Annotated in this window: 20 protein-coding genes; 6 read left to right on the top strand and 14 right to left on the bottom strand. The window is 67.3% G+C overall.

Translation table 11 applies throughout. The features are described from left to right. Positions 1-3: 3 nt before the first annotated feature. Positions 4-537 carry an aromatic-ring-hydroxylating dioxygenase subunit beta gene (locus ACU4E7_RS21690; protein ID WP_447020105.1) on the bottom strand — a complete coding sequence of 178 codons (534 nt, stop codon included), beginning with the start codon at positions 535-537 and terminating at the stop codon, positions 4-6. After that, positions 537-1,814, bottom strand: a complete 1,278-nt coding sequence (locus tag ACU4E7_RS21685) for an aromatic ring-hydroxylating oxygenase subunit alpha (protein WP_238121018.1) — start codon at positions 1,812-1,814, stop codon at positions 537-539. Before ACU4E7_RS21685 ends, ACU4E7_RS21690 begins: the two co-directional genes overlap by 1 nt. A 378-nt stretch (positions 1,815-2,192) precedes the next feature. On the opposite strand from ACU4E7_RS21685, the gene ACU4E7_RS21680 reads away from it, so the two are divergent. From ACU4E7_RS21680 to ACU4E7_RS21655, 6 genes are all read left to right on the top strand, one after another. Then, positions 2,193-3,326, top strand: coding sequence for an ABC transporter substrate-binding protein (locus ACU4E7_RS21680; protein WP_447020104.1), 1,134 nt, complete (start codon positions 2,193-2,195; stop codon positions 3,324-3,326). Between the two features lie 176 nt (positions 3,327-3,502). After that, positions 3,503-4,393 carry a branched-chain amino acid ABC transporter permease gene (locus ACU4E7_RS21675; protein ID WP_238121020.1) on the top strand — a complete coding sequence of 297 codons (891 nt, stop codon included), beginning with the start codon at positions 3,503-3,505 and terminating at the stop codon, positions 4,391-4,393. Positions 4,394-4,396: 3 nt separating this feature from the next. Continuing rightward, positions 4,397-5,353, top strand: coding sequence for a branched-chain amino acid ABC transporter permease (locus ACU4E7_RS21670; protein ID WP_447020103.1), 957 nt, complete (start codon positions 4,397-4,399; stop codon positions 5,351-5,353). Further along, positions 5,350-6,132, top strand: coding sequence for an ABC transporter ATP-binding protein (locus ACU4E7_RS21665; RefSeq protein WP_238121022.1), 783 nt, complete (start codon positions 5,350-5,352; stop codon positions 6,130-6,132). The genes ACU4E7_RS21670 and ACU4E7_RS21665 overlap by 4 nt, the downstream gene beginning before the upstream one ends. Continuing rightward, a complete protein-coding gene (locus ACU4E7_RS21660) occupies positions 6,119-6,820 on the top strand; it encodes an ABC transporter ATP-binding protein (protein ID WP_447020102.1) in 702 nt (233 codons plus the stop codon). Before ACU4E7_RS21665 ends, ACU4E7_RS21660 begins: the two co-directional genes overlap by 14 nt. Before the next feature lie 107 nt (positions 6,821-6,927). Next, a complete protein-coding gene (locus tag ACU4E7_RS21655) occupies positions 6,928-7,428 on the top strand; it encodes a peptide deformylase (RefSeq protein WP_447020101.1) in 501 nt (166 codons plus the stop codon). A 10-nt stretch (positions 7,429-7,438) separates the two neighbouring features. On the opposite strand, the gene ACU4E7_RS21650 is transcribed toward ACU4E7_RS21655, so the two are convergent. The 12 genes from ACU4E7_RS21650 to ACU4E7_RS21595 form a co-directional block, all read right to left on the bottom strand. Then, positions 7,439-8,032 (bottom strand): biliverdin-producing heme oxygenase, encoded by a 594-nt coding sequence (locus ACU4E7_RS21650; protein WP_447020100.1) that lies wholly within the window; start codon positions 8,030-8,032, stop codon positions 7,439-7,441. A gap of 259 nt (positions 8,033-8,291) precedes the next feature. After that, complete coding sequence (locus ACU4E7_RS21645) at positions 8,292-8,702, bottom strand: DoxX family protein (protein WP_447020099.1); 411 nt, start codon at positions 8,700-8,702, stop codon at positions 8,292-8,294. Between the two features lie 112 nt (positions 8,703-8,814). Continuing rightward, a complete protein-coding gene (locus ACU4E7_RS21640) occupies positions 8,815-9,741 on the bottom strand; it encodes a BKACE family enzyme (RefSeq protein WP_238121027.1) in 927 nt (308 codons plus the stop codon). 189 nt (positions 9,742-9,930) lie between these two features. After that, positions 9,931-11,085: an iron-containing alcohol dehydrogenase gene (locus tag ACU4E7_RS21635; RefSeq protein WP_447020098.1), complete on the bottom strand. Its 1,155-nt coding sequence runs from the start codon at positions 11,083-11,085 to the stop codon at positions 9,931-9,933. Between the two features lie 50 nt (positions 11,086-11,135). Further along, positions 11,136-12,602 (bottom strand): succinate-semialdehyde dehydrogenase, encoded by a 1,467-nt coding sequence (locus ACU4E7_RS21630; protein WP_447020097.1) that lies wholly within the window; start codon positions 12,600-12,602, stop codon positions 11,136-11,138. Positions 12,603-12,666: 64 nt separating this feature from the next. Continuing rightward, positions 12,667-13,824, bottom strand: a complete 1,158-nt coding sequence (locus ACU4E7_RS21625; RefSeq protein ID WP_447020096.1) for an iron-containing alcohol dehydrogenase — start codon at positions 13,822-13,824, stop codon at positions 12,667-12,669. Between the two features lie 60 nt (positions 13,825-13,884). Continuing rightward, the gene (locus ACU4E7_RS21620; RefSeq protein WP_447020095.1) at positions 13,885-14,529 is read right to left on the bottom strand and encodes an ABC transporter ATP-binding protein; all 645 of its coding nucleotides are present in this window, start codon (positions 14,527-14,529) and stop codon (positions 13,885-13,887) included. Continuing rightward, on the bottom strand, positions 14,526-15,323 hold the full coding sequence (locus ACU4E7_RS21615) for an ABC transporter ATP-binding protein (protein ID WP_447020094.1): 798 nt from the start codon (positions 15,321-15,323) through the stop codon (positions 14,526-14,528). The genes ACU4E7_RS21620 and ACU4E7_RS21615 overlap by 4 nt, the downstream gene beginning before the upstream one ends. Next, positions 15,320-16,312, bottom strand: a complete 993-nt coding sequence (locus ACU4E7_RS21610; protein WP_238121033.1) for a branched-chain amino acid ABC transporter permease — start codon at positions 16,310-16,312, stop codon at positions 15,320-15,322. The genes ACU4E7_RS21615 and ACU4E7_RS21610 overlap by 4 nt, the downstream gene beginning before the upstream one ends. A gap of 1 nt (position 16,313) precedes the next feature. After that, entirely contained in the window at positions 16,314-17,213 is a 900-nt protein-coding gene (locus ACU4E7_RS21605; RefSeq protein ID WP_238121034.1) for a branched-chain amino acid ABC transporter permease, read from the bottom strand. A gap of 88 nt (positions 17,214-17,301) precedes the next feature. Next, positions 17,302-18,612 carry an ABC transporter substrate-binding protein gene (locus tag ACU4E7_RS21600; protein ID WP_447020093.1) on the bottom strand — a complete coding sequence of 437 codons (1,311 nt, stop codon included), beginning with the start codon at positions 18,610-18,612 and terminating at the stop codon, positions 17,302-17,304. A gap of 28 nt (positions 18,613-18,640) precedes the next feature. After that, positions 18,641-19,972 (bottom strand): ABC transporter substrate-binding protein, encoded by a 1,332-nt coding sequence (locus ACU4E7_RS21595; protein ID WP_447020092.1) that lies wholly within the window; start codon positions 19,970-19,972, stop codon positions 18,641-18,643. Between the last annotated feature and the right edge of the window lie 80 nt (positions 19,973-20,052).

Below are 20,052 nucleotides of genomic sequence, written 5' to 3'. Positions count from 1 at the left end.
ACCTCAGACCAGGAACGAGAGGGTGAAGATGGGTTTGTGGTTGTTCACCAGCGTGATCTTCTTGCGCACCAGGCGGAAGGCGTCGTCGATCATGCGCAGGCGATAGTCGTTGCGGGCGGCCCACAGGGTTTCACCACGCAAATTGTCTTCGTAGATGAGCACGTTGGCGCGCACGTCCACTTCGTTGTCGCGCACTTCCGCCACCTCGATGTTGGACACGACACGGGCGAGGGCGGAGCGGGGCGTCTGGGTATGGCGCCGGCCGGTCTTCAGCTGGCGGATGCGCACGCCGATGCGGGAGCGGTTGTCATAGAGCACCGACATCTGCGTTTCGGGATCGATGTCCGCGCCGTTGGCGGGAACCCAATAGATGGCGTCGTCGGTCCACAGCGCTTCCCAGCCGTCATAATCGTGGCTGTCGGCCAGGCGCGCCTCCATGTAGAGGAATTGGGCCACCTGATGCTGCAGGACGGCCGGGGCGAGGGTGGTGAGATCGGGCGCGGACACGGCCGCGAGATCCTTGGCGAGGGCGGTCATCAGCGGGCCTCGGTCATCAGGTTGAGATAGTGGCGCCAGATGCCGCGTTGCGGCGTCTCGTCGGTGGAATGGGCGACGAGGAAGCCGTTCTCGTCCACGCGCTCGCGGTGCAGCCCACGGGACAGCACCAGCCATTCCGGATCACGGATCTTCGCGCCCCGGTGGTTGCGCTCATACATCTCGGTATCGTCGGCGAGCAGCAGCCCGGCCGGGCCCACCGAGCCCATGGTTTGCTGGCGCAGCCGGCGGTTGATGTCCGGGGCATCTTTGAACTGCACCGCGGTGACGTGCTGAATGGTCTCGTCCACGGCCACCGGCTGCAGCACGAAGATCTGGATTTCAGCGATGAACAGGTTGGGGAAGATCATGATGTGCGGCGAGCCGTCGATCATGATCTGTCGCGCGCGCTCCTCGCCATAAGCGGCGTTCATGGCGCTCACATAGTCCGGCAGGCGCTCGGCGGTGGTGCCGAACCATTGCAGCGGCTTGTCGTGCCGGCGCCATTCCGGGCGCAGGTCGAATTCCGTGTGCCCGTTGCCATAGTCGCGGGTGAGCGCGGTGGAATCGGCGCCGTAGAGGCTGCCGATGCCCGAACTGGTGACCTGGAACACCGAGCCGTGCACGAAGCCGGGGTGATAGCCGTCGGTCTCGTTCTCCAGCATGAATTTCCAGTTGGCCTTGGTGCGGTGCTGCAGAAAGCCGGCGCTGAGGTCCAGTTCGCCGGTGGGCGAATTGTCGAGCAACTGGTCGAGCGCTGCCTTGGCGCCGCCCAGGTGCTCCTCAAGGGAGGGGCCCTCCGCCGCCATGGAACCGAACACGAAGCCCCGATAGATGGCGATGCGCGGCACCTTGCCGAGATTGAGCCCGGCCTTGCTCTGGCCTTCATAACCTTCCGGCAGCGCATAGCCCATGAGGTCGCCGGTGGTGGAGAAGGTCCAGGAGTGGTAGGGGCAGGTGAAGCTGGTGCGGTTGCCCTTCTGATAAGCGCAGAGCTGGTTGCCCCGATGCGGGCATTTGTTGAGCAGCAGGCGAACCTCGCCGTCCTTGTCGCGCACCATCAGCACCGGCGTGGGGCCGATCGACTTGGTGACATAGTCGTTCTTTTTTGGAATTTCGCTGGTGTGCCCCACATAGACCCATGTGCGGTACCAGATTTTCTCCAGCTCTTCCTGAAAGATCTCCGGATCATAATAAAGGCGGCTGTTGACCCGCGCCGGCTCGATCAGGGCTCGGTAATCGGGGCTGGCTGCGGTTTCGGACACGGCGGCTTGCGGCATGGCGGTTCCCCCTGCGGCGATCTTCGATGTTTGCATAATTAGCCGAACGATCGGTCGAAATAATCATTCCTCAATGGGGCCTGTCAAGCGGTGGTTGTAGGGCGTCTCGCCGAAATCACGCCCGGTGTATTTCCGTCATTCTGCCCGTAGATATCGCGCAATGGCCTGAAAAACCCTGCCGAATGGGTTGTTGAAGGTTGCTGGATGGCGCCGCAGATTTCGGTGGAAATGCCATTTGATCTGAATTAAAAAGATCGAACGATCTTACGAAAATAGATCGGCAACGTGTGCCGCCCTGCATCGGCCATCGGCGTGTTCCCGCAGGGGATCAACGTCGCCGCCCTTGGGGAAGCGTCACCGGATATCTGGGGAGGACCGATGAAGAGAATTGCAGCGGGCGTGCTTGCCCTGGGCCTGATGGCTACCACCGCTAGCGCCGACATCAAGATCGGCGCCATCGTCGCCGAGACCGGCCCCGCCTCGGCGCTCGGCGATCCGGAGGCGAAGACCATCCGCATGATGGTGGACGCGCTGAACGCCAAGGGCGGCATCAAGGGCGAGAAGGTTCGGCTCGTCCTCTATGACGACGGGGCGGACCCCAGCAAGGCCAAGACCTTCGCCACCCGCCTGGTGGAGGATGACGAGGTGGTGGCCATGGTCGGCGGCACCACCAGCGGGTCGTCCATGGCCATCCTGGCCGTGGCGGAGGAAGCCAAGGTGCCCTTCATCTCGCTCGCCGGTGCCATCGAGATCATCGATCCGGTGAAGCCCTATGTGTTCAAGACGCCCCACACCGACCGGATGGCCTGCCTCAAGATCTTCGCGGATATGAAGGCGCGCGGCCTCACCAAGGTCGGGCTGATCTCCGGCACCGACGGGTTCGGCGCCTCCATGCGGGTGCAGTGCCTCGCGGTGGCCAAGGCGTCGGGTATCGAGATCGTCGCCGACGAGACCTATGGCCCCAAGGATGCGGACATGACCCCGCAGCTCATCAACATGCGCAACACGCCGGGCATTCAGGCCATCCTGAATTCCGGCTTCGGCCAGGGGCCGGCCACCATCACCCGCAACCATCAGCAGATCGGCCTGACGCTGCCGCTCTATCAGTCCCACGGGGTGGCCTCCAACGCCTTCATCGAGCTGGCTGGCGCCAAGACCGCCGAGGGCGTGCGGCTGCCCGGCACCGCATTGCTGGTGGGCGAGCTGCTCAGCCCTGATGATCCGCAGAAGCCGGTGGTGCTGGCCTATAAGGCGAGCTTCGAGGCGGCGGCCGGCGCGCCGGTGTCCACCTTCGGCGGCTACGCTCACGATGCCATGCGCATCCTGATCGATGCCATGGGCCGCGCCAGCTCCAGCAAGCCCGCCGCCCTCCGCGACGCCATCGAGGCGACCAGCGGTCTGGTGGGCACCACCGGCACCTACAGCTATTCGCCGGCGGACCATCTCGGCCTCGACCTCTCCGCCTTCCGCATCCTTGAGATCCGTGACGGCGGCTGGACGCTGGTGAACTAGCCACCGCACCGGGCCGGCCGGATCCGCGTGATTGCGGGTCCGGCCCCACCGTCACCCGCTTTCCGCGCCGGCGTTGGTTCGCGCGGCACCCCTCACACAGCTCAGGAGAGCCGCGCCCGTGGCTGCCAGCCGCCCCGCGCAGGCCGTCTCGAACCGCCCGTCAGGACGGAACGCCCATGTCTGATCTTGTGCCGTTTTCTGATCTACTGCAGTTCCTGGTGTCCGGGGTCACGGTGGGCGCGGTCTACGCCCTCGTCGCCCTTGGCTTCACCATCATCTACAACGCTTCTGACGTGGTGAACTTCGCTCAGGGCGAGTTCGTCATGCTCGGCGGCATGATCTCGGTGGCCGCGGTGAGCGCCGGGCTGCCCCTGCCGCTCGCCGCCCTCATCGCCATCGTCATCACGGCCGCCATCGGCGTGGCGCTCAATACCCTGGCCATCGAGCCGGCCCGGGGCGCGCCGGTGGTGTCGCTCATCATCATCACCATTGGCGCCTCCATCTTCATCCGTGGCGTCACGCAGATCGTCTTCGGCAAGGGCACCCATCGCCTGCCACCTTTCTCGGGAGATGCGCCGCTGCACCTGTTTGGCGCGGCCATCCTGCCGCAAAGCCTGTGGGTGGTGGCCGGCGCGGTGGCGATCTTCGTCGGCCTGTGGCTGTTCTTTACCCGCACCCTCACCGGCCGCGCCGTGCTCGCCACCTCCAACAACCGGTTGGCGGCGCAACTGGTGGGCATCAACACCGGCTTTGTGATGACCTTGTCGTTCGCTTTGTCGGCGGGCATCGGCGCCCTGGCGGGTGTGCTCATCACGCCGATCACTCCAACCAGCTTCGAGGTGGGGATCACCCTGGCCCTGAAGGGCTTCGCCGCCGCTATGCTGGGGGGCATGGGCAATCCCAAGGGGGCGCTGGCGGGCGGTCTGCTGCTCGGCCTCCTGGAGGCGCTCACCGCCGGCTATCTCAGCTCCCATTACAAGGATGCGGTGGCCTTCTTCGTCATTCTCGTCGTGCTGTTCGCTTTTCCGCGCGGGCTCTACGGCAGCAATCCCACGGAGCGGGTCTGACCCATGCGCCTCTCCTCCAAGCAAGCCACGCTGCTGGTGCTGGCGGTCCTCATCCTCGTCAGCCCGGCTTTCTTCCCCTCCAATTACTATTATCGGGTCGGCGCGATGGTGTTCGTGAACGCCATCGCGGTGGTGGGCATCGCCATCCTCACCGGTTATGCGGGGCAGATCAGCCTCGGTCACGCCGGCTTCGTGGGCATCGGCGGCTATGCCTGCGCGCTCATGCCCCTCCATTTCGGCGTGCCGCCGCTGCTGGCGGTGGTGCTGGGGGCCACCCTGTCCGGCGTCATCGCCTGGCTGGTGGGCCGGCCGATCCTGCGGCTGAAGGGCTATTATCTGGCGGTGGCGAGCCTCGGCTTCGGCGTGCTGGTGGCCATGGTGCTGGCCAACGAAGGGCAGGTCACCGGCGGGCCGGATGGCATCAAGGTGCCCGATATCGGTGTGCGCGCCTGGCTCACGGGGCTGGGGCTGGAACTCTCCAACGCGCAATTCTGGTACGTCTTCACCGGGCTGTTCCTGCTAGCGGGCGCCTGGCTGGCCCTGAACCTCAACGACAGTGCTACCGGGCGGGCGCTGCGGGCACTGCACGGCTCCGAGGTGGCAGCCCGCACGGTAGGGGTGGACGTGGCGCGGGCCAAGCTGATGGCCTTCGTCATCTCGGCGGTCTACGCCTCGGTCGCCGGTTCGCTGCTCGCCCTGCAGAACCGGCTGATCACGCCCGATGTGGCCGGCTACATGCATTCCATCGAGCTGGTGACCATGGCCGTGCTGGGCGGGGCGGGCTCGGTGCTGGGCGCCATTCTCGGCGCCGCGCTGCTGACGCTGCTGCCGCAGGTGCTGACGGTGTTGCAGGATTACGAACACGTGGTGCTCGGGCTGGTGATGATGGCGGTGATGATCTTCCTGCCGGCCGGGCTGCTGCCGAGCGCGCAGCGCTTCATGCGGGGGAGGGGCGAATGAGCCTGTTGTCTGTCCAGGGGCTCGGCATCTCCTTCGGCGGGCTGAGCGCGGTGCGCGATGTCTCGTTTGCGGTGAACGCGGGAGAGATCGTGTCGGTCATCGGCCCCAATGGCGCCGGCAAGACCACCCTCTTCAACATGATCTCCGGCGTCTACCTGCCCAAGGCCGGGCAGGTGAGGCTGGATGGCGAGACGGTGACGGGCCTGCGCCCGGACCTCCTGGCCCGTCGCGGATTGTCGCGCACGTTCCAGAACCTGCAGATCTTCCAGCAGATGAGCGTGCTCGACAATGTGGTGGTGGGTTTCCATCTGCACGAGCGTGGGCCGGTGCTGTCCGACCTGCTCGGCCTGCCCGGCGCGCGGCGGCGTTCGCGGGCCTCGACGCAGGGGGCGCGTGAGCTGCTGGAGCGGGTCGGCCTGGCCCGGGCCGCGGAGCGCGAAGCGGGCGCGCTCTCCTATGGCGCGTTGAAGCGGCTGGAGATTGCCCGGGCCTTGGCGGTGCGTCCACGTGTGCTGCTGCTGGATGAGCCGGCGGCCGGATGCAACGCGGTGGAGACGGAGGAAATCGACCGGCTCATCGCCGAGGTCGCGGACAGCGGCGTCGCCATCCTGTTGGTGGAACACGACATGAAGCTGGTCATGCGCCTGTCCCACACCATTGTGGTGCTCGACCACGGCGAGAAGATCGCCGAGGGCGATCCCGCCACGGTCAGCCGGGATCCGCAGGTGATCGAGGCCTATCTGGGCGCCAGCGCGGAGGTGATCGATGCTCACGGTTGAGGGGTTGCGGTCGCGCTATGGCCGTATCGAAGTACTGCACGGGGTCGATCTCTTCGTGGGATCGGGGGAGATCGTCACGGTGGTCGGGGCTAATGGCGCCGGCAAGACGACGCTGCTGCGGTGCCTGTCCGGGGTGCAGCCGGTGAGCGGCGGCGCCATCACCTTCCGCGGCGAGGCGCTGGCCAGCGTTCCCGCCTATCGCCGGGTCCAGCTAGGTCTCGCCCAATCACCGGAAGGACGGCAGATCTTCACCAATCTCAGCGTCGAGGAGAACCTGCGGCTCGGTGCCTTCGTGTTCCGCGACGACCGGGTGGAGCGGGACATGGCCGATGCCTTCGCCATGTTCCCGGTGCTGAAGGAGAAGCGCAACCAGATCGCTGGCGGGCTCTCCGGCGGTCAGCAGCAGATGCTGGCCATCGCTCGCGCCCTCATGGGCCGGCCGGCCTGCCTGCTGCTGGATGAACCTTCCATGGGGCTGGCGCCGATCCTGGTGGCGCAGATCTTCGATGTGGTGAAGAGTCTGAAGGCGCTGGAGGTGACGGTTCTGCTGGTGGAGCAGAACGCTTTCGGGGCCCTGTCGGTGGCGGACCGCGGCTATGTGATGGAAACCGGCCGCGTCACCATGGTCGGCGCCGCGGCGGACCTCATCGCCGATCCCCGGGTGCGGGAGGCCTATCTCGGAATCTGAGGCCCGCCCGGCGGCGCTGTCGGGTGGGCTTGATCGGCCTGGCGGTGCTGGCCATAACGCCGGCCATGGATGTGTCCCCGGGTGGGGGGCGCTAAGGGGGCGTCGTCATGGCCGTGCGGCCGATCATCATGTTTCCGGATCCGCGGCTGCGGATGGTGGCGGAGCCGGTCCGCGTGTTCGATGCGGCGCTGCGGCAACTGGCGGATGATCTTCTGGAGACACTGCGCGCGGCACCCGGAGTCGGCATCACCGCGCCCCATGTGGGAGTGCCGCTGCGCCTCGTGGTTCTCGATCTGTCCGCCGAAGACGGGCCGCAGACCTACGTCAACCCGCAGATCACCTGGGCATCGGCGGACACGCTGCGCGGCACCGAGGGCAGCGTGTCCATGCCCGGCGCCCGCGAGGAGATCGAACGGGCCGCGCAGGTGCGGCTGCGGTTCCAGGATCTCGAGGGGCACGCGCACGAGGAGGCGTCGGAGGGCTTTCGCGCCGTCTGCCATCAACACGAGATCGACCAGCTCGACGGCGTGTTCTGGATTCAGCGGCTGTCGCGGCTGAAGCGGGAGCGCCTCGTTCGCAAATACGAAAAGGCGCGCCCGGCGCGGTGAGTGGGCCGGCTCAGCGGAAGGTGACGGCCACCAGATCCGCCACCCGGTTGAACGCCGCTTCCGCACCTGCCGCCGCGCGGGCTTCGGCCGCGTCATCCAGCACCGTTGCGTCGAGGGCGGCGGTGAAGGTCTTCCAATGCAGGCCCCGGCCCTCGGGCGCGGCGGCGAGATGACGGGCACCGAGGGTCTCGGACAGGCCGAGCCCGGCCGCCGCCTTCAGCAGGAACGCCGCGCCGAGGTTCGAGCCTTCCGCCACATAGAGCCAGCCGAGGGCGGTGGGGATGTCCACCGCTTCGCCCACGCCGAAACGGGGAGCGGAGGTGGCCGCCGGCAGCGGCAGGCTGAGATCGGCGAGGTCCTGGGAAATGAGGTCGAAGCGCCGCCGGCCGGGCAGGTCCGGCAGCAGCCGGTCCAGCTCCGGGTTGCTGTAGAGGGCGTCGATCTCGCGGTGGAAGCCCCATTGCACGCTCAGGAACAGCCCATAGCGCTCACGGCTCTCGAACGGCCGGCCGGCCATGATGGCCTTGTCGAGACGCTCATGGGCGGCGTGGGTGAGGGCCTTCAGGGCCTGGGCACGGCTGGGGCGTTCAAGCACGGCGGTCATCGGCGGGCCTCGCAATTGGCAGTGGCGCCGCGGCGGGTGGGGCACGGGGTGCGTCCACGGCCGGCGCCGCCGGGCCGTTCAAGGCCGCGCGGGCTCGCCGCCTTTCCGTCGCGATCACCGGAAAAAGGGGTGTCGAACCTGGCGGAAAGTCCGCCCGATGCGCTCTGTCATGCCAGCTTCGCACCTTTCGCAGAAGCGAAAAAGCATGGCGACGCGAAGGATGGAGTTGTTTTAGTTCCAAAGAAAAAGCGGGTGGGGCTCAGTGCCGTTCCATCCGGCGGCTGAGGATGGCTCCGGTCATCAGGCCGCCGATGACGGTGATGTGCTCCATGGCCACGTGGAAATGGGCGAGCCGCTCCTCGCCGGCCATGGTCCAGAAGGCGTGGGCGATCGGGATGCACAAGGCGGTGAACACCGCCAGCATGCCGAACCCCAGCCACGCCCAGCGGTTGAAGATGATGAGGGCGGAGCCGATGAGCAGCGTGGCGATGACGGCGGGCGCCCAGGCGGCTGCCGGTTCGAGCCCGAAACGCGAGAGGGTGGCGAGGGTCTCGCCATACTCCGCCAGCATGCCGAGGCCTGCGCTCCAGAACAGGAAGGTCAGCACCAGCCGGGCGAACAGGGCGAACAGCGGGTTGTCGAGAAGGGCTGAGAGCGGGTAGGGCGTCACGATGCGACCTCGGGCAGGTGATGGGACGCCGCGCTGGTGCTGTGGGGCGCGGCGTCTGTTTTTCTGCTGCGGCGCCGATGAACGGCCGCTGAACCGGCAGCGCCGCTGCGGATCAGAAGCCGACCGTGTCGCCGCCCTTCAGGTGCAGCAGGGCGCGGGCTTCGTCAGGGGTGGCGATCTCGTAGCCCAGCTCCTCCACCAGGGTGCGGATCTTGCGCACCTGCTGGGCGTTGCTCTCGGCGAGCTTGCCGCGGCCGATGAACAGGCTGTCCTCCAGCCCCACCCGCACATTGCCGCCGAGCATGGCGCCCTGGGTGGCGAACGGCATCTGGTGGCGCCCGGCGGCCAGCACGGACCACTGATAATCGGAGCCGAACAGCTTGTCGGCGGTGCGCTTCATGAACATGAGGTTTTCCGGATCCGCGCCGATGCCACCCAGAATGCCGAAGATGAACTGCAGGAACACCGGCGGCTTGAACCAGCCCTGATCGAGGCAATGGGCAAGATTGTAGAGGTGGCTCACATCGTAGCATTCATGCTCGAACTTGGTGCCGTGGCCCTCGCCCAGAAGCCGGTAGATCCGCTCGATATCGGAGAAGGTATTGCGGAAGATGAAGTCCTTGGTGCCCTCCAGATAGGGCTTTTCCCACGCGTGCTTCCACTGGTCGTAGCGCTTCGCCAAAGGATAAAGGGCGAAGTTCATGGAGCCCATGTTCAGCGAGCACATCTCGGGCGCGATCTTGAGGGGCGCCGCCAGGCGCTCCTCCACGCTCATGTTGAGCCCGCCGCCGGTGGTGATGTTCAAGACCGCGTCGGTGGCCTGCTTGATGCGCGGCAAAAACTGCATGAACACCGCGGGGTCGGGCGTCGGTCGGCCGTCCTTGGGGTCGCGGGCATGCAGGTGGAGGATGGCAGCGCCCGCCTCGGCGGCGGCGATGGCTTCGGCGGCGATCTCGTCGGGAGTTACCGGCAGGTGGTCCGACATGGTGGGAGTGTGGATGCCGCCGGTGACGGCGCAGGTGATGATGACCTTGGACATGAAGGCTCCTCGCGTGGCGTTCCCCCGCTCCCCGGCATCGCCGCCCTTCACCGGGACGGTCGGCTGCTGCGAAGCTCCAGATAATATCTGTATCAAGCGCTTGTTCGTTTGTCCAAGCGATGCGGAGGCACAAAAAAGCCCCCGCGGGCGGTGCCTGCGGGGGCCGCGTCGAGCGGGCGCGAGGAGGCGTCAGTAGACGCTTTCGTAGATGCCCTCGATGTCGGCGCGGGTCATGTCCCGCGGGTTGCAGGCGATCAGCCGGCGAATGCCCACGTCCACTTCCTCGGCCATGGAGGGGATGGCATCGTGGGGCACGCCGAGGTCGCGCATGCGGATCTCCAGGCCCATGGAGGGCACCAGCGCCTCGATGTCGGCCACCAGCGCCTCGGCCGCCTCCAGATCCGAGCCGAAGCTGCGGCCCGGCAGGGTCTGGCGAGCGAGCTCGGCATAGAGGGGGGCGGCCACCGGCAGGTTGAAGCGCATGATCTGCGCCATCACGATGGCGTTGGAGTGGCCGTGGGGCACGTGATAGCGGGCGCCCAGCGGATAGGCCATGGCATGGATGGCCGCCACCGAGGCGTTGACGAACGCCATGCCGGCCAGCAGTGAGCCCTGCAGCATGGCGGCGCGCGCCTCCACATTCTTGCCGTCGGTGACGGCAGTGCGGATGTTGGCGGACAGGAGCTGAAGCGCCTTCACCGCCAGCGCATCGGCCAGAAGGTTCTTGGAGGTGCGGCTGGTGAAGGCCTCGATGGCGTGCACCATGGCGTCGAGGCCGGTGGCGGCGGTGATGCGAGGCGGCAGGCCCAGGGTGAGGTTGGGGTCCAGCAGCGCCACGTCTGGCAGCAGCTGCGGCGCGTAGATGGCCTTCTTGCGCCCTTCCGCATCGGTCACCACCGACACCCAGGTGACTTCCGAGCCGGTGCCGGCGGTGGTGGGCACCTGGATCAGCGGGGCGCGGGTGCCGGTGGCGAGGTTGGTGCCGTACATCTCGGCGATGGGCTGATCGGAATGGATCATCAGCGCCACCAGCTTGGCGGTGTCGAGGGACGAGCCGCCGCCGATGCCGATCACGCCGTCCGCTGAGAACGCCTTGGCGCGGGCCACCGCATCCAGCACCACGGCCACCGGCGGATCGGCGGCGACGTCGGAGAACACGTCCACGGCGATGCCGGCTTCGGCGAGGGAGGCCTTGGCGATGTCGGCAAAGCCCAGGGTGACGATACCGGGATCGCACACGATGAGCACCCGGGTGGAGCCGAGGGGCTTCATCAGGCCGCCGAGGCGGGTGAGGCCGCCGGCTTCACACACAATGGTGCGCACGCTTCTGAACGTATAGTCCATGGCACTCTTCCAATGTTTGTCGTTATGTCGTGCGTGTGCGGGGCGCAAAATCAGCGAATGCCGCCCATGCACATGTATTTGATCTCGATGAAGTCATCGATGCCGTACTTCGAGCCTTCGCGGCCGACGCCGGATTCCTTGATGCCGCCGAACGGGGCCACCTCAGTGGAGATGATGCCCTCGTTGATGCCGAGGATGCCGTATTCCAGCGCCTCCGCCACCCGCCAGATGCGGCCGATGTCGCGCGCGTAGAAATAGCCGGCGAGGCCGTATTGGGTGGCGTTGGCCATGCGGATGGCCTCGTCCTCGGTCTCGAACTTGAACAGGGGCGCCACCGGGCCGAAGATCTCCTCGGAGAACAGCTCCATCTCCTCGCCCACGTCGGTGAGCACGGTGGGCTCGTAGAAATTGCCGCCCAGCGCGTGGGGCCCGCCGCCCACCAGCACCTTGGCGCCCTTGGCCACCGCGTCCTTCACCAGCCGGTCCACCTTGGAGAAGCCCTTGGTGTTGATGAGCGGGCCGGTGGTGACGCCGGCCTCGAAGCCGGACCCCACCGTCATGGCCCGCACCGCCTCCGCCAGCTTCGCGGCGAAGGCGTCATAGACGCCGGCCTGCACCATCAGCCGGTTGGCGCACACGCAGGTCTGCCCGGCGTTGCGATACTTGGACATCATGGCGCCGGCCACCGCCGCGTCGAGGTCGGCATCGTCGAACACGATGAAGGGGGCGTTGCCGCCCAGCTCCAGGCTCACTTTCTTCACGGTGCCGGCGCACTGGGCCATCAGCAGCTTGCCGATGGGGGTGGAGCCGGTGAAGGAGAGCTTGCGCACGGTGGGGTTGGCGGTCATCTCGCCGCCCACCGCCGCCGCCTGCAGGGTGGTGACCACATTGAACACGCCGGCGGGAATGCCGGCCCGCTCCGCCAGCTCCGCCAGCGCCAGCGCCGACAGGGGGGTGTCCTCGCCCGGCTTCACCACGGCGGTGCAGCCGGCGGCCAGCGCCGGGGCCACCTTGCGGGTGATCATGGCATTGGGGAAGTTCCAGGGGGTGATGGCCGCCACCACGCCGATGGGCTGCTTGATGACGACGATGCGCTTGTCGGCGCCGTGGCTCGGGATCACATCGCCATAGATGCGCTTGCCCTCTTCGGCAAACCACTCGATGAAGGAGGCCCCATAGGCCACCTCGCCGCGAGCTTCCGCCAGCGGCTTGCCCTGCTCGGCCGTCATGATGCGCGCCAGGTCCTCCTGGGCGGCCATGATCAGCTCGTACCACTTGCGCAGGATGTTGGCGCGCTCCTTGGCGGTCTTGGCGCGCCAGGCGGGCAGGGCCCGGTCGGCGGCGGCAATGGCGCGACGGGTCTCTTCCGCGCCCATGTCGGGCACGCTGGCCAGCGCCGTGCCATCGGCCGGATCGGTCACGGTGAAGCTGGCGCCGCTGTCGGCGGCGGTCCAGGCGCCGTTGATATAGGCCTTGTCCCGCAGCAAAGCGGCATCGGTCAAAGTGGGAAGCGACATGGGGTCAAGCCTTTTGGGTCAAACCTTTTGGGTCAAGCCTCGAAACGGAGCTGAGCGGCGCCGCTCACAGCACCGACTGATAGATGGCGAAGGCGTCGTCGAGGGTGACGACCCGCGGGTTGTTCATGAGCAGCCGCTCCACCTTCATGGCGTCCACGGCGAGGCGCTGAAGGTCGGCTTCCGTCACCCCCACCTGCGTGAGGCGCTGGGCGAACGGCATGCGGGCCACCATCTCCTGCATGAAGCCGATGAAGGCATCGGCCCCGGCCTCCACGCTGGCGAAGCGACGGCCCGGCAGCACCACCTCGGCCAGCTCCGCATAAAGCGCGGCCGCTTCGGGCTTGTTGAAGTGCAGCACCGGGGTCAGCACCAAGGCGTTGCTGAGGCCGTGCGGCACATGGAAATGGCCGCCGAGCGGATAGGCGAGGGCGTGCACGGCGGCGACGGGGGCATTGGCGAAGGCCATGCCGGCCATCATGGAGCCCTGCAGCATGGCCGCGCGGGCCTCCACATCCTTCCCGTCGGCGATCACCCGATCCATGTTGGCGGTGAGCAGCCGCAGGGCCTTGAGGGCGAGGGCGTCGGAAACGGCGTTCTTCTTGTGCTTGCTGGTGTAAGCCTCGATGGCGTGCACCACGGCGTCGATGCCGGTGGCGGCGGTCACCGCCGGCGGCAGGCCCATCGTGAGGCTCGCATCCAGCACCGCGATGTCGGGATAGAGCAGGGGGCTCACCACCCCCTTCTTCTCATGGGTCGGCGTGGTGACGATGGAAATGGGCGTCACTTCCGATCCGGTGCCGGCGGTGGTGGGCACCTGGATCAGCGGCAGGCGCGGCCCATGGGCGAGGCCGATGCCGTAGATCTCCGGCAGGTTCTGCGGCGCGCCGAGCAGCAGGGCCACCAGCTTGGCCGTATCCATGGAGCTGCCGCCGCCGATGCCGATGATGGCATCGGCGCCGGCCGCGCGGGCGGCTTCCACGGTGGCGAGCACCACGGTTTCCGGCGGGTCGGCCTGGACGTCGGTGAACACCTCCACCTTCTGGCCGGCGGCGGCGAAGGCCTCCAGCACCGGGGTGAGGACGCCGAATGTCATCAGGCCCGCGTCGGTGACGATCATGGGCCGGGCGGCGCCCAGCTCGGCACACAGCGCCGGCAGGCGGGTGGCGCCGCCGATCTGCTGGATGACATAGGGCGTGGTTTCAAACGTGAAGTTCTGGGTCATGGTCAGCACCGTGGGCAAGCACCGTAGGCAAGCGCGTGAAGGGGCGGTGGGGGACGGCCCTCAGTGGGCCGTGACCACGCCGCGCTCGATATGGAACACCTGGTCCACCAGGTCGGAGGAATGGGTGGCGTCGGATTCCGACAGCAGCACGCACAGGCCCTGGCTGCGCAGCTGGGCGATCACCTCGGTGAGGCGGCGCGACAACACCGGGGCGACGCCCTCGAACGGCTCATCGAGCAGGAGCAGCCGTCGGCCGGGCATGAGGGCGCGGCCGAGCGCCACCAGCTTCTGCTGGCCGCCGGAGAGCTGCAGGGCCTTGCGATCGCGATACTGGGCAATCTCCGGCATCAGGGAATAGATCCACTCCAGCCGTTCGGGCGCATCCTTCAATTTGTTGGCCCAGGCCGGCATGAGGATGTTCTCCTCCACCGTCAGGGTCGGGATGAGCCGGCGATCCTCGGGCAGATAGCTGATGCCGAGGGCGGCCCGGCAATGGGCCTCCTTGTCGCCGATGGAGGTGCCGTCGAAGGCGATGGAGCCGGAGATGGAGGTGAGCCCCATGATGGAGCGGATGAGGGTGGTCTTGCCGGCGCCATTGCGGCCGATCAGGCCCACCATGCTGCCGGAGGGCACCTCCATGGAAACCCCGCGCAGGATGGGAATGCCGGCGATGGAGACGTCGAGATTGGCGATGGACAAGGTCATGCGACCGAACTCCCCTCCCGCGCGCCCGCGTTGGCCGCGGGCTTGTGATCTGAATGGCCCGTGACCAGCTCACGCACCCGCTCATCGGCGAGCACCGCATCCGGCGGGCCGTCGGCGATGATCTCGCCGCTGTAGAACGCCAGAATACGCGACACGTAGCGGCGCACCACATCCATGTCGTGTTCCACGAACAGCACGGTGAGGCCGTGGTGGCGCACCGCTGCCATCACCGTGTCCATGAGGTCGCCCTTCTCGTCGACGCTGACGCCGGAGGTGGGCTCGTCGAGCAGCAGCATCTTCGGGTTGCCGATCATCGCCATGGCGATGTCGATCAGCTTGCGCGAGCCCTGGGGCACGGCGGTGACCCGGGCGTCGCGATAGGCGGCCACCTTGAACTCGCTGAGGATCTCCTCGGCCTTGGCCACCCGCGCCTTGGTGCGCAGCGGCTTCAGGAACGAGGGATGGGGGCTTTCCGCCGCCGCCAGGGCAATGACGAGATTGTCCAGAACGGTGAGTTCCGGGAACAGCTGCGCCACCTGGAACGAGCGGGCGAGGCCGGCGCGGGTGATGGCGCGCGGCGCGAGGCCCAGGATGGCCTTGCCATCCATCAGGATCTCGCCCGAGGTGGGCGGCAGATAGCCCGTCACCATGTTGATGAAGGTGGTCTTGCCGGCCCCGTTGGCGCCGATGACGCCGACGATCTCGCCTTTGTTGATCCTGACGTTGAGGTCCTTGGCGGCGGTGACGGCGCCGAACGTCTTGTTCAGCCCGCGGGTTTCGAGGATCGGTGTCATGCGCCGGCGCCTCCGGTGCTGGTCTTCTGGGGGGCGGCGGGGACGACGGGCGCCTCCGGCCGATGGCGGGTGAACAGGCTCCACAGGCCCTTGGGCAGGAACACCACGATGCCGAGCAGGGTGAAGCCCAGGATCATCTGCCAGGCGTGGGGCACAAACTCGATGGCGTAGGTGCGCACCAGCGAGAACACGATGGCGGCGAGGAACGGCGCCAGCACGCTGCCGGTGCCGCCCAGCAGGGCGATGAAGATGAACTCGCCCGAGGTGGTCCAATAGGCCATGTCGGGGTCCACATGGCCGGCGGCAAGCGCCGTGAGGCCGCCGCCGAGGGCGGAGACGCCCGCTGCGGCCACGTAGTTCGCATACTGGATCCAGCGCGGCGACAGGCCGAGATATTCCACCCGGACCTCGTTCTCGCGGATGGCCTCGCAGGTCATGCCCACCGAGGAGCGGTAGTAGCGGTGGAGCAGGAAGGCCACCACCGCCGCCGCCACGACGGTGAGCAGGAACACCACGTGGGTGGCGGTCTCGCCGCCGGCGATGGTCTGGCCCAGCAGGGTCCAGTTGTTGACGTTGAAGCCGTCGGTGGAGCCCAGCTCCTGGCTCTTCACCAGCACCCCGTAGAGGATCATGGAGAAGGCCAGGGACAGCATGGCGAAGAAGATTTCGCGATAGCGCGTCAGCAGCAGGCCCAGCACCATGGCGAGCCCGACCGCCGCCACCACGCCGATGGCCAGCAGCACCAGCCCAGCGGAAATGCCGAGGAACGGGCCGCCCATGCCGACCGCATAGCCGCCGACGCAATAGAACAGGCCCTGCCCGAAGGAGACGAGGCCGGCCTTCATCTGCATCACCACGCCCTGCACCACCAGCGCCTTGGCGAGGGCGATGGTGACCAGGAAGATGAGCCAGCCGGGGGCGACCATGCCGCCCAGGAGCAGGAGGACCGCGAGGCCGACCAGCGCGAGTTCAGTCTTGTCGAGGCGCATCTCAGATCTTCCGTGCCAGAGTGCGGCCGAACAGGCCCTGGGGCCGGATGGCCAGCACCAGGGACATGACGCCGTAAATGACGAACAGCTCGAACTGCGGCGCGAAATGCACCGCCATGGCGCGCGACAGGCCCAAGAGCAGGGCGCCGACGGCGGCCCCCTCGATGGAGCCGAGGCCGCCCACCACCACCACGGCGAAGGCGAGCACGATGACTTCCACGCCGATGCCCGGCACCACCGAGATGGAGGGCGCGGTGAGCGCGCCGGCCAGGGTGCCGAGGGTGGTGCCGATGATGAAGGTGAGGAAGAACATGCGGCGCACGTTCACGCCCATGGCGCTCGCCACCTCGCGGTCATGGATCACCGCGCGCAGGATCTTGCCGAGGTTGGTGCGCTCCAGCCAGCCCCACAGGGCGAGGCCCACCACCACCGCCACGCCGATCAGGGCGAGGTCGTAATTGGAGACCTTGAGCCCGGCGATGGTGGAGCGGCCCAGCGCCGTATAGGGCTGGTAGGCGAAATAGGGATTGACGCCCCAGATCAGCTTCATGGCGTCTTCGAGGATGAGCAGCAGCGCGTAGGTGATGATCACCATCAGGATTTCGTCGCGCCCGTACATGAAGCGGAGCAGGCCGCGCTCCACCAGCGTGCCCACCACCAGGCCGGCGGCGATGGCGCAGCCGATGAGCAGCAGGAAGCTCATGCCGGCTGAGCCGGTGCCGTCCGAGAAATACCAGCCGATGGCGGAAGCGGCCGCATAGGCGCCGATGGCGTAGAAGCTGCCATGCGCCATGTTGAGGATCCGCATGACGCCGTAGATCACGGTCAGGCCCGCGGCGACCAGGAACAGCCAGGAGGCATAGATGGTGCCGTCGATCAGCACGGCGATGAAGCTCAGCATGGGAGCGGTTCCGTCATTGGGGCGAACGGGGGGCCGGAGGGGCCGGCAGCTTGATGCAGGTCCCTCCGGAAGGCCGGTCGGTTGAGGATCAGTTGCAGACGGCGCCGGGGAAGCCGGCCTTGATCCAGGCGTCGGAGGTGGTGCCGTCCGGCGGGGTCACGCACTCGCCCGAGAAGGTGATGATGTTCTCGATGGAGGCCTTGCCGGTCTTCGGATCATACTTGTAGGTGCCGTAGGAGATGGGCTGCACCGCCTGGTGGCCATCGGCGCGCGCCATCTTGGCGGTGCCGGAGACGGACTCGAAGGTGGCGCCCTTGAAGGCGGCGGCGGTGGCCTCGGCGGTGGGCACGGAGCCGTTGTTGCCGCCGGCCTTCTCCGCCGCGGCCTTCAGGCCGAGGATGGCGTGGGCCATCTTGGTGGCTGGATAGGTGGGAGCCATGCCGTAGGCGTCGGTATAGGCCTTCACGAACCACGTGTTCAGGTCGTTCTGGGGCGCGAAGGCGCCGAACGGGCCGCGGGCGCCGATGATGGTGCCGTTGGGGGCCTGGTCCTTGAAGCGGTCGAGGGCGGATTCACCGCAGGTGAGCAGGGCCACCGCGTCATCCAGGAGGCCGCGGGCGTTGGCCTGCAGCACGAAAGCTTCCATGTCGCCGCCCCAGAAGGACGAGTGCACCACCTGCGGGCGCTTCACGGAAAGGGCCGAGATCTCGGCGCCATACTGGCCCTGGAACACCTTCGGCATCTGGCTTTCCACCACCTTCGCCTTGGGCATCAGCTTGGCGAGGCTTTCGGTGAAGTCGGTCCAGGAATCCTGGCCCCAGGCATAATTCTGCTGGATGCCGGCGATCTTGGTGACGTCGGGCTTGGTGGCGGCGAGGTAGCGGACCGCGCCGATGTTGTCGACAGCGGCGTCGAGGCCGGTGCGGAAGGTGTAGGTGGGCTTGGTGTTGTCGGTGAACAGGCGCGAGGTGCCGCAATCATAGAACACGGTGAGCGCCTTCAGCTCCTCCGCCACCGGGGCGATGGCGAGGCAGTCGCCGGAGGAGATGTAGCCGACCACGGCATCCACCTTCTGGCGCTGCACCAGGTTGCGGAACTCTTCCACCTGCTTGGTGGCGCCGCCGGCCTCGTCGATCACCACCGCCTCGATCTCGGCGCCGTTGATGCCCTTGGTGTTGTAGGGGGCGGGCAGGGCGCCCTTGTTGAGGCCGTCCACGATCACCTTGGCGGCGTTGGCGGAGGGAATACCGAACGGACCGGCGGCCGGGCCCGACAGGAAGGTGACGATGCCGACGCGATACTTGCCGTTGTCGGCGGCGTTCGCGGCGGTCGCCATGGCGCCCAATGCGAGAGCGGCGACGCCAGCGGCGAGTTGGCGCTTGATGGTGTTGGTTTTCACTTGAGGTTCTCCCTTGTCAACTTGGTTGTCACTGAACCGGCACGGCATCGGCCGGATGGCGGGCGGTGGCGCGGCGCTTGCGCACCAGCTCGGGCGGCGGGCGCAGGTCCTCGGCGCTGTAGGCGTGGATGTTGCCGAGCATCACCTTGGCGGGTGGGAACTGGTCGTTGGGCACGGGGGTGCCCACCGCCTGGGCCTGCAGGATCTGGTGGGTGACCGGATCGATGGTGGAGGCGAAGCCCTCCGGGTCCTCCGGCAGGGCGAGGGACATGTTCTCCAGCGCCGTGATGAGGGCTTTGTCGTCGGTGGCGTTGCCCACCTTGTCGACCGCCTTGGCGATGGCGACGATGCCGCTATAGGCGCCTTCCGCCGCATAGGTGGGGTAGCGGCCGGTCATGGCGTGGAAGGCCTCCACGAAGCGCCGGTTGGCCGGGGTCTCAGGCCAATTGTTGTGGTGGCGGGCGGAAAGGATGAGGCCGGGCGGCGGGTTGGCGCCCAATTGCACCAGAACGTCGTAATTGGCCCCGGTGTCGAAATTGGCGATCCGCATCTGCGAGAACAGATCCACCGCCTGGGCCTGCTTGAGGAAGGCCAGGAAATCACCGCCCCACAGCGCGGTCACCACGATGTCGGGCTTGGCGTCCTTCAGGGCCTGGATATAAGCGGAATAGTCCGGCTCATAGAGCTTGGGCCACAGCTCGGCCACCACCTCATAATCGAGCCCGAGGCCATCCATGGCGGCCAGCAGGTCGTCGCGGGAGACGTGGCCGTAATCGTAGTCGGGATTGAGGATGGCGATACGCCGCCAGGGCTGCTTGGCGCGGATGTCGCGCAGGTAGCGTGCGCCGGCGGCGTTGGAGGTCCAGCTGTCGTTGCTGACCCGGAAATAATGGGGATGGCCGGCCTCGATGCTCAGGCGCGAGGAGGCGTGATCCGTGCCCACCAGGATCACCGAGCGGCGCTTGGCGAGGTCGCTCACCACATGGGCGACGCCCGAGGAGACCATGCCGCACAGGAAGTTGGCGTGGTCCTTGTCGATGAAGTCCTCGGCCAGCCGCAGCCCGTAGGACGCCTTGGAGAGATCGTCGTCGAGCACCACCCGCAGCCGCGGCCCGGGATGGCCGGTGATGCGCCCTTCGGCGATGTCCTGCAGCGCGAGGCGGATGCCCTGGACGCTGTCGGCGCCATAGATGGCGGCGCGCCCGGCCATGGGATAGAGGCAGCCGACCACGGCATCCGCTTCGTCGGCGGTGGCGCCGAGCACGATGCGTTCAGCCTTCGCCGCGAACGTGGTGGCGAGCAGGAGCGCGGCGGCGACGGCCGCACGCTTCCATATGCCAAGCCCTTTGCAGGTGTTCACGGCCAATCCTCCCAGACGAGCGCTCGCTCGCATTTTATTTTGGGAGGGAAACCGCAAGAGCCGTGCCAGCAGGAACCGAT

The sequence above is a fragment of the Xanthobacter sp. ZOL 2024 genome, assembly GCF_052932325.1.
Note: the sequence above shows the minus strand (reverse complement) of the source record. Positions and strands in the feature narration are given on the sequence as shown.

Coding starts and splice junctions, on each gene's coding strand:
- ACU4E7_RS21630 (WP_447020097.1), bottom strand. CDS start 12,602: ATGTCGCTTCCCACTTTGACCGATGCCGCTTTGCTGCGGGACAAGGCC.
- ACU4E7_RS21615 (WP_447020094.1), bottom strand. CDS start 15,323: ATGACACCGATCCTCGAAACCCGCGGGCTGAACAAGACGTTCGGCGCC.
- ACU4E7_RS21685 (WP_238121018.1), bottom strand. CDS start 1,814: ATGCCGCAAGCCGCCGTGTCCGAAACCGCAGCCAGCCCCGATTACCGA.
- ACU4E7_RS21655 (WP_447020101.1), top strand. CDS start 6,928: ATGGCCGTGCGGCCGATCATCATGTTTCCGGATCCGCGGCTGCGGATG.
- ACU4E7_RS21690 (WP_447020105.1), bottom strand. CDS start 537: ATGACCGCCCTCGCCAAGGATCTCGCGGCCGTGTCCGCGCCCGATCTC.
- ACU4E7_RS21665 (WP_238121022.1), top strand. CDS start 5,350: ATGAGCCTGTTGTCTGTCCAGGGGCTCGGCATCTCCTTCGGCGGGCTG.
- ACU4E7_RS21680 (WP_447020104.1), top strand. CDS start 2,193: ATGAAGAGAATTGCAGCGGGCGTGCTTGCCCTGGGCCTGATGGCTACC.
- ACU4E7_RS21660 (WP_447020102.1), top strand. CDS start 6,119: ATGCTCACGGTTGAGGGGTTGCGGTCGCGCTATGGCCGTATCGAAGTA.
- ACU4E7_RS21605 (WP_238121034.1), bottom strand. CDS start 17,213: ATGCTGAGCTTCATCGCCGTGCTGATCGACGGCACCATCTATGCCTCC.
- ACU4E7_RS21625 (WP_447020096.1), bottom strand. CDS start 13,824: ATGACCCAGAACTTCACGTTTGAAACCACGCCCTATGTCATCCAGCAG.
- ACU4E7_RS21610 (WP_238121033.1), bottom strand. CDS start 16,312: ATGCGCCTCGACAAGACTGAACTCGCGCTGGTCGGCCTCGCGGTCCTC.
- ACU4E7_RS21670 (WP_447020103.1), top strand. CDS start 4,397: ATGCGCCTCTCCTCCAAGCAAGCCACGCTGCTGGTGCTGGCGGTCCTC.
- ACU4E7_RS21635 (WP_447020098.1), bottom strand. CDS start 11,085: ATGGACTATACGTTCAGAAGCGTGCGCACCATTGTGTGTGAAGCCGGC.
- ACU4E7_RS21650 (WP_447020100.1), bottom strand. CDS start 8,032: ATGACCGCCGTGCTTGAACGCCCCAGCCGTGCCCAGGCCCTGAAGGCC.
- ACU4E7_RS21620 (WP_447020095.1), bottom strand. CDS start 14,529: ATGACCTTGTCCATCGCCAATCTCGACGTCTCCATCGCCGGCATTCCC.
- ACU4E7_RS21640 (WP_238121027.1), bottom strand. CDS start 9,741: ATGTCCAAGGTCATCATCACCTGCGCCGTCACCGGCGGCATCCACACT.
- ACU4E7_RS21675 (WP_238121020.1), top strand. CDS start 3,503: ATGTCTGATCTTGTGCCGTTTTCTGATCTACTGCAGTTCCTGGTGTCC.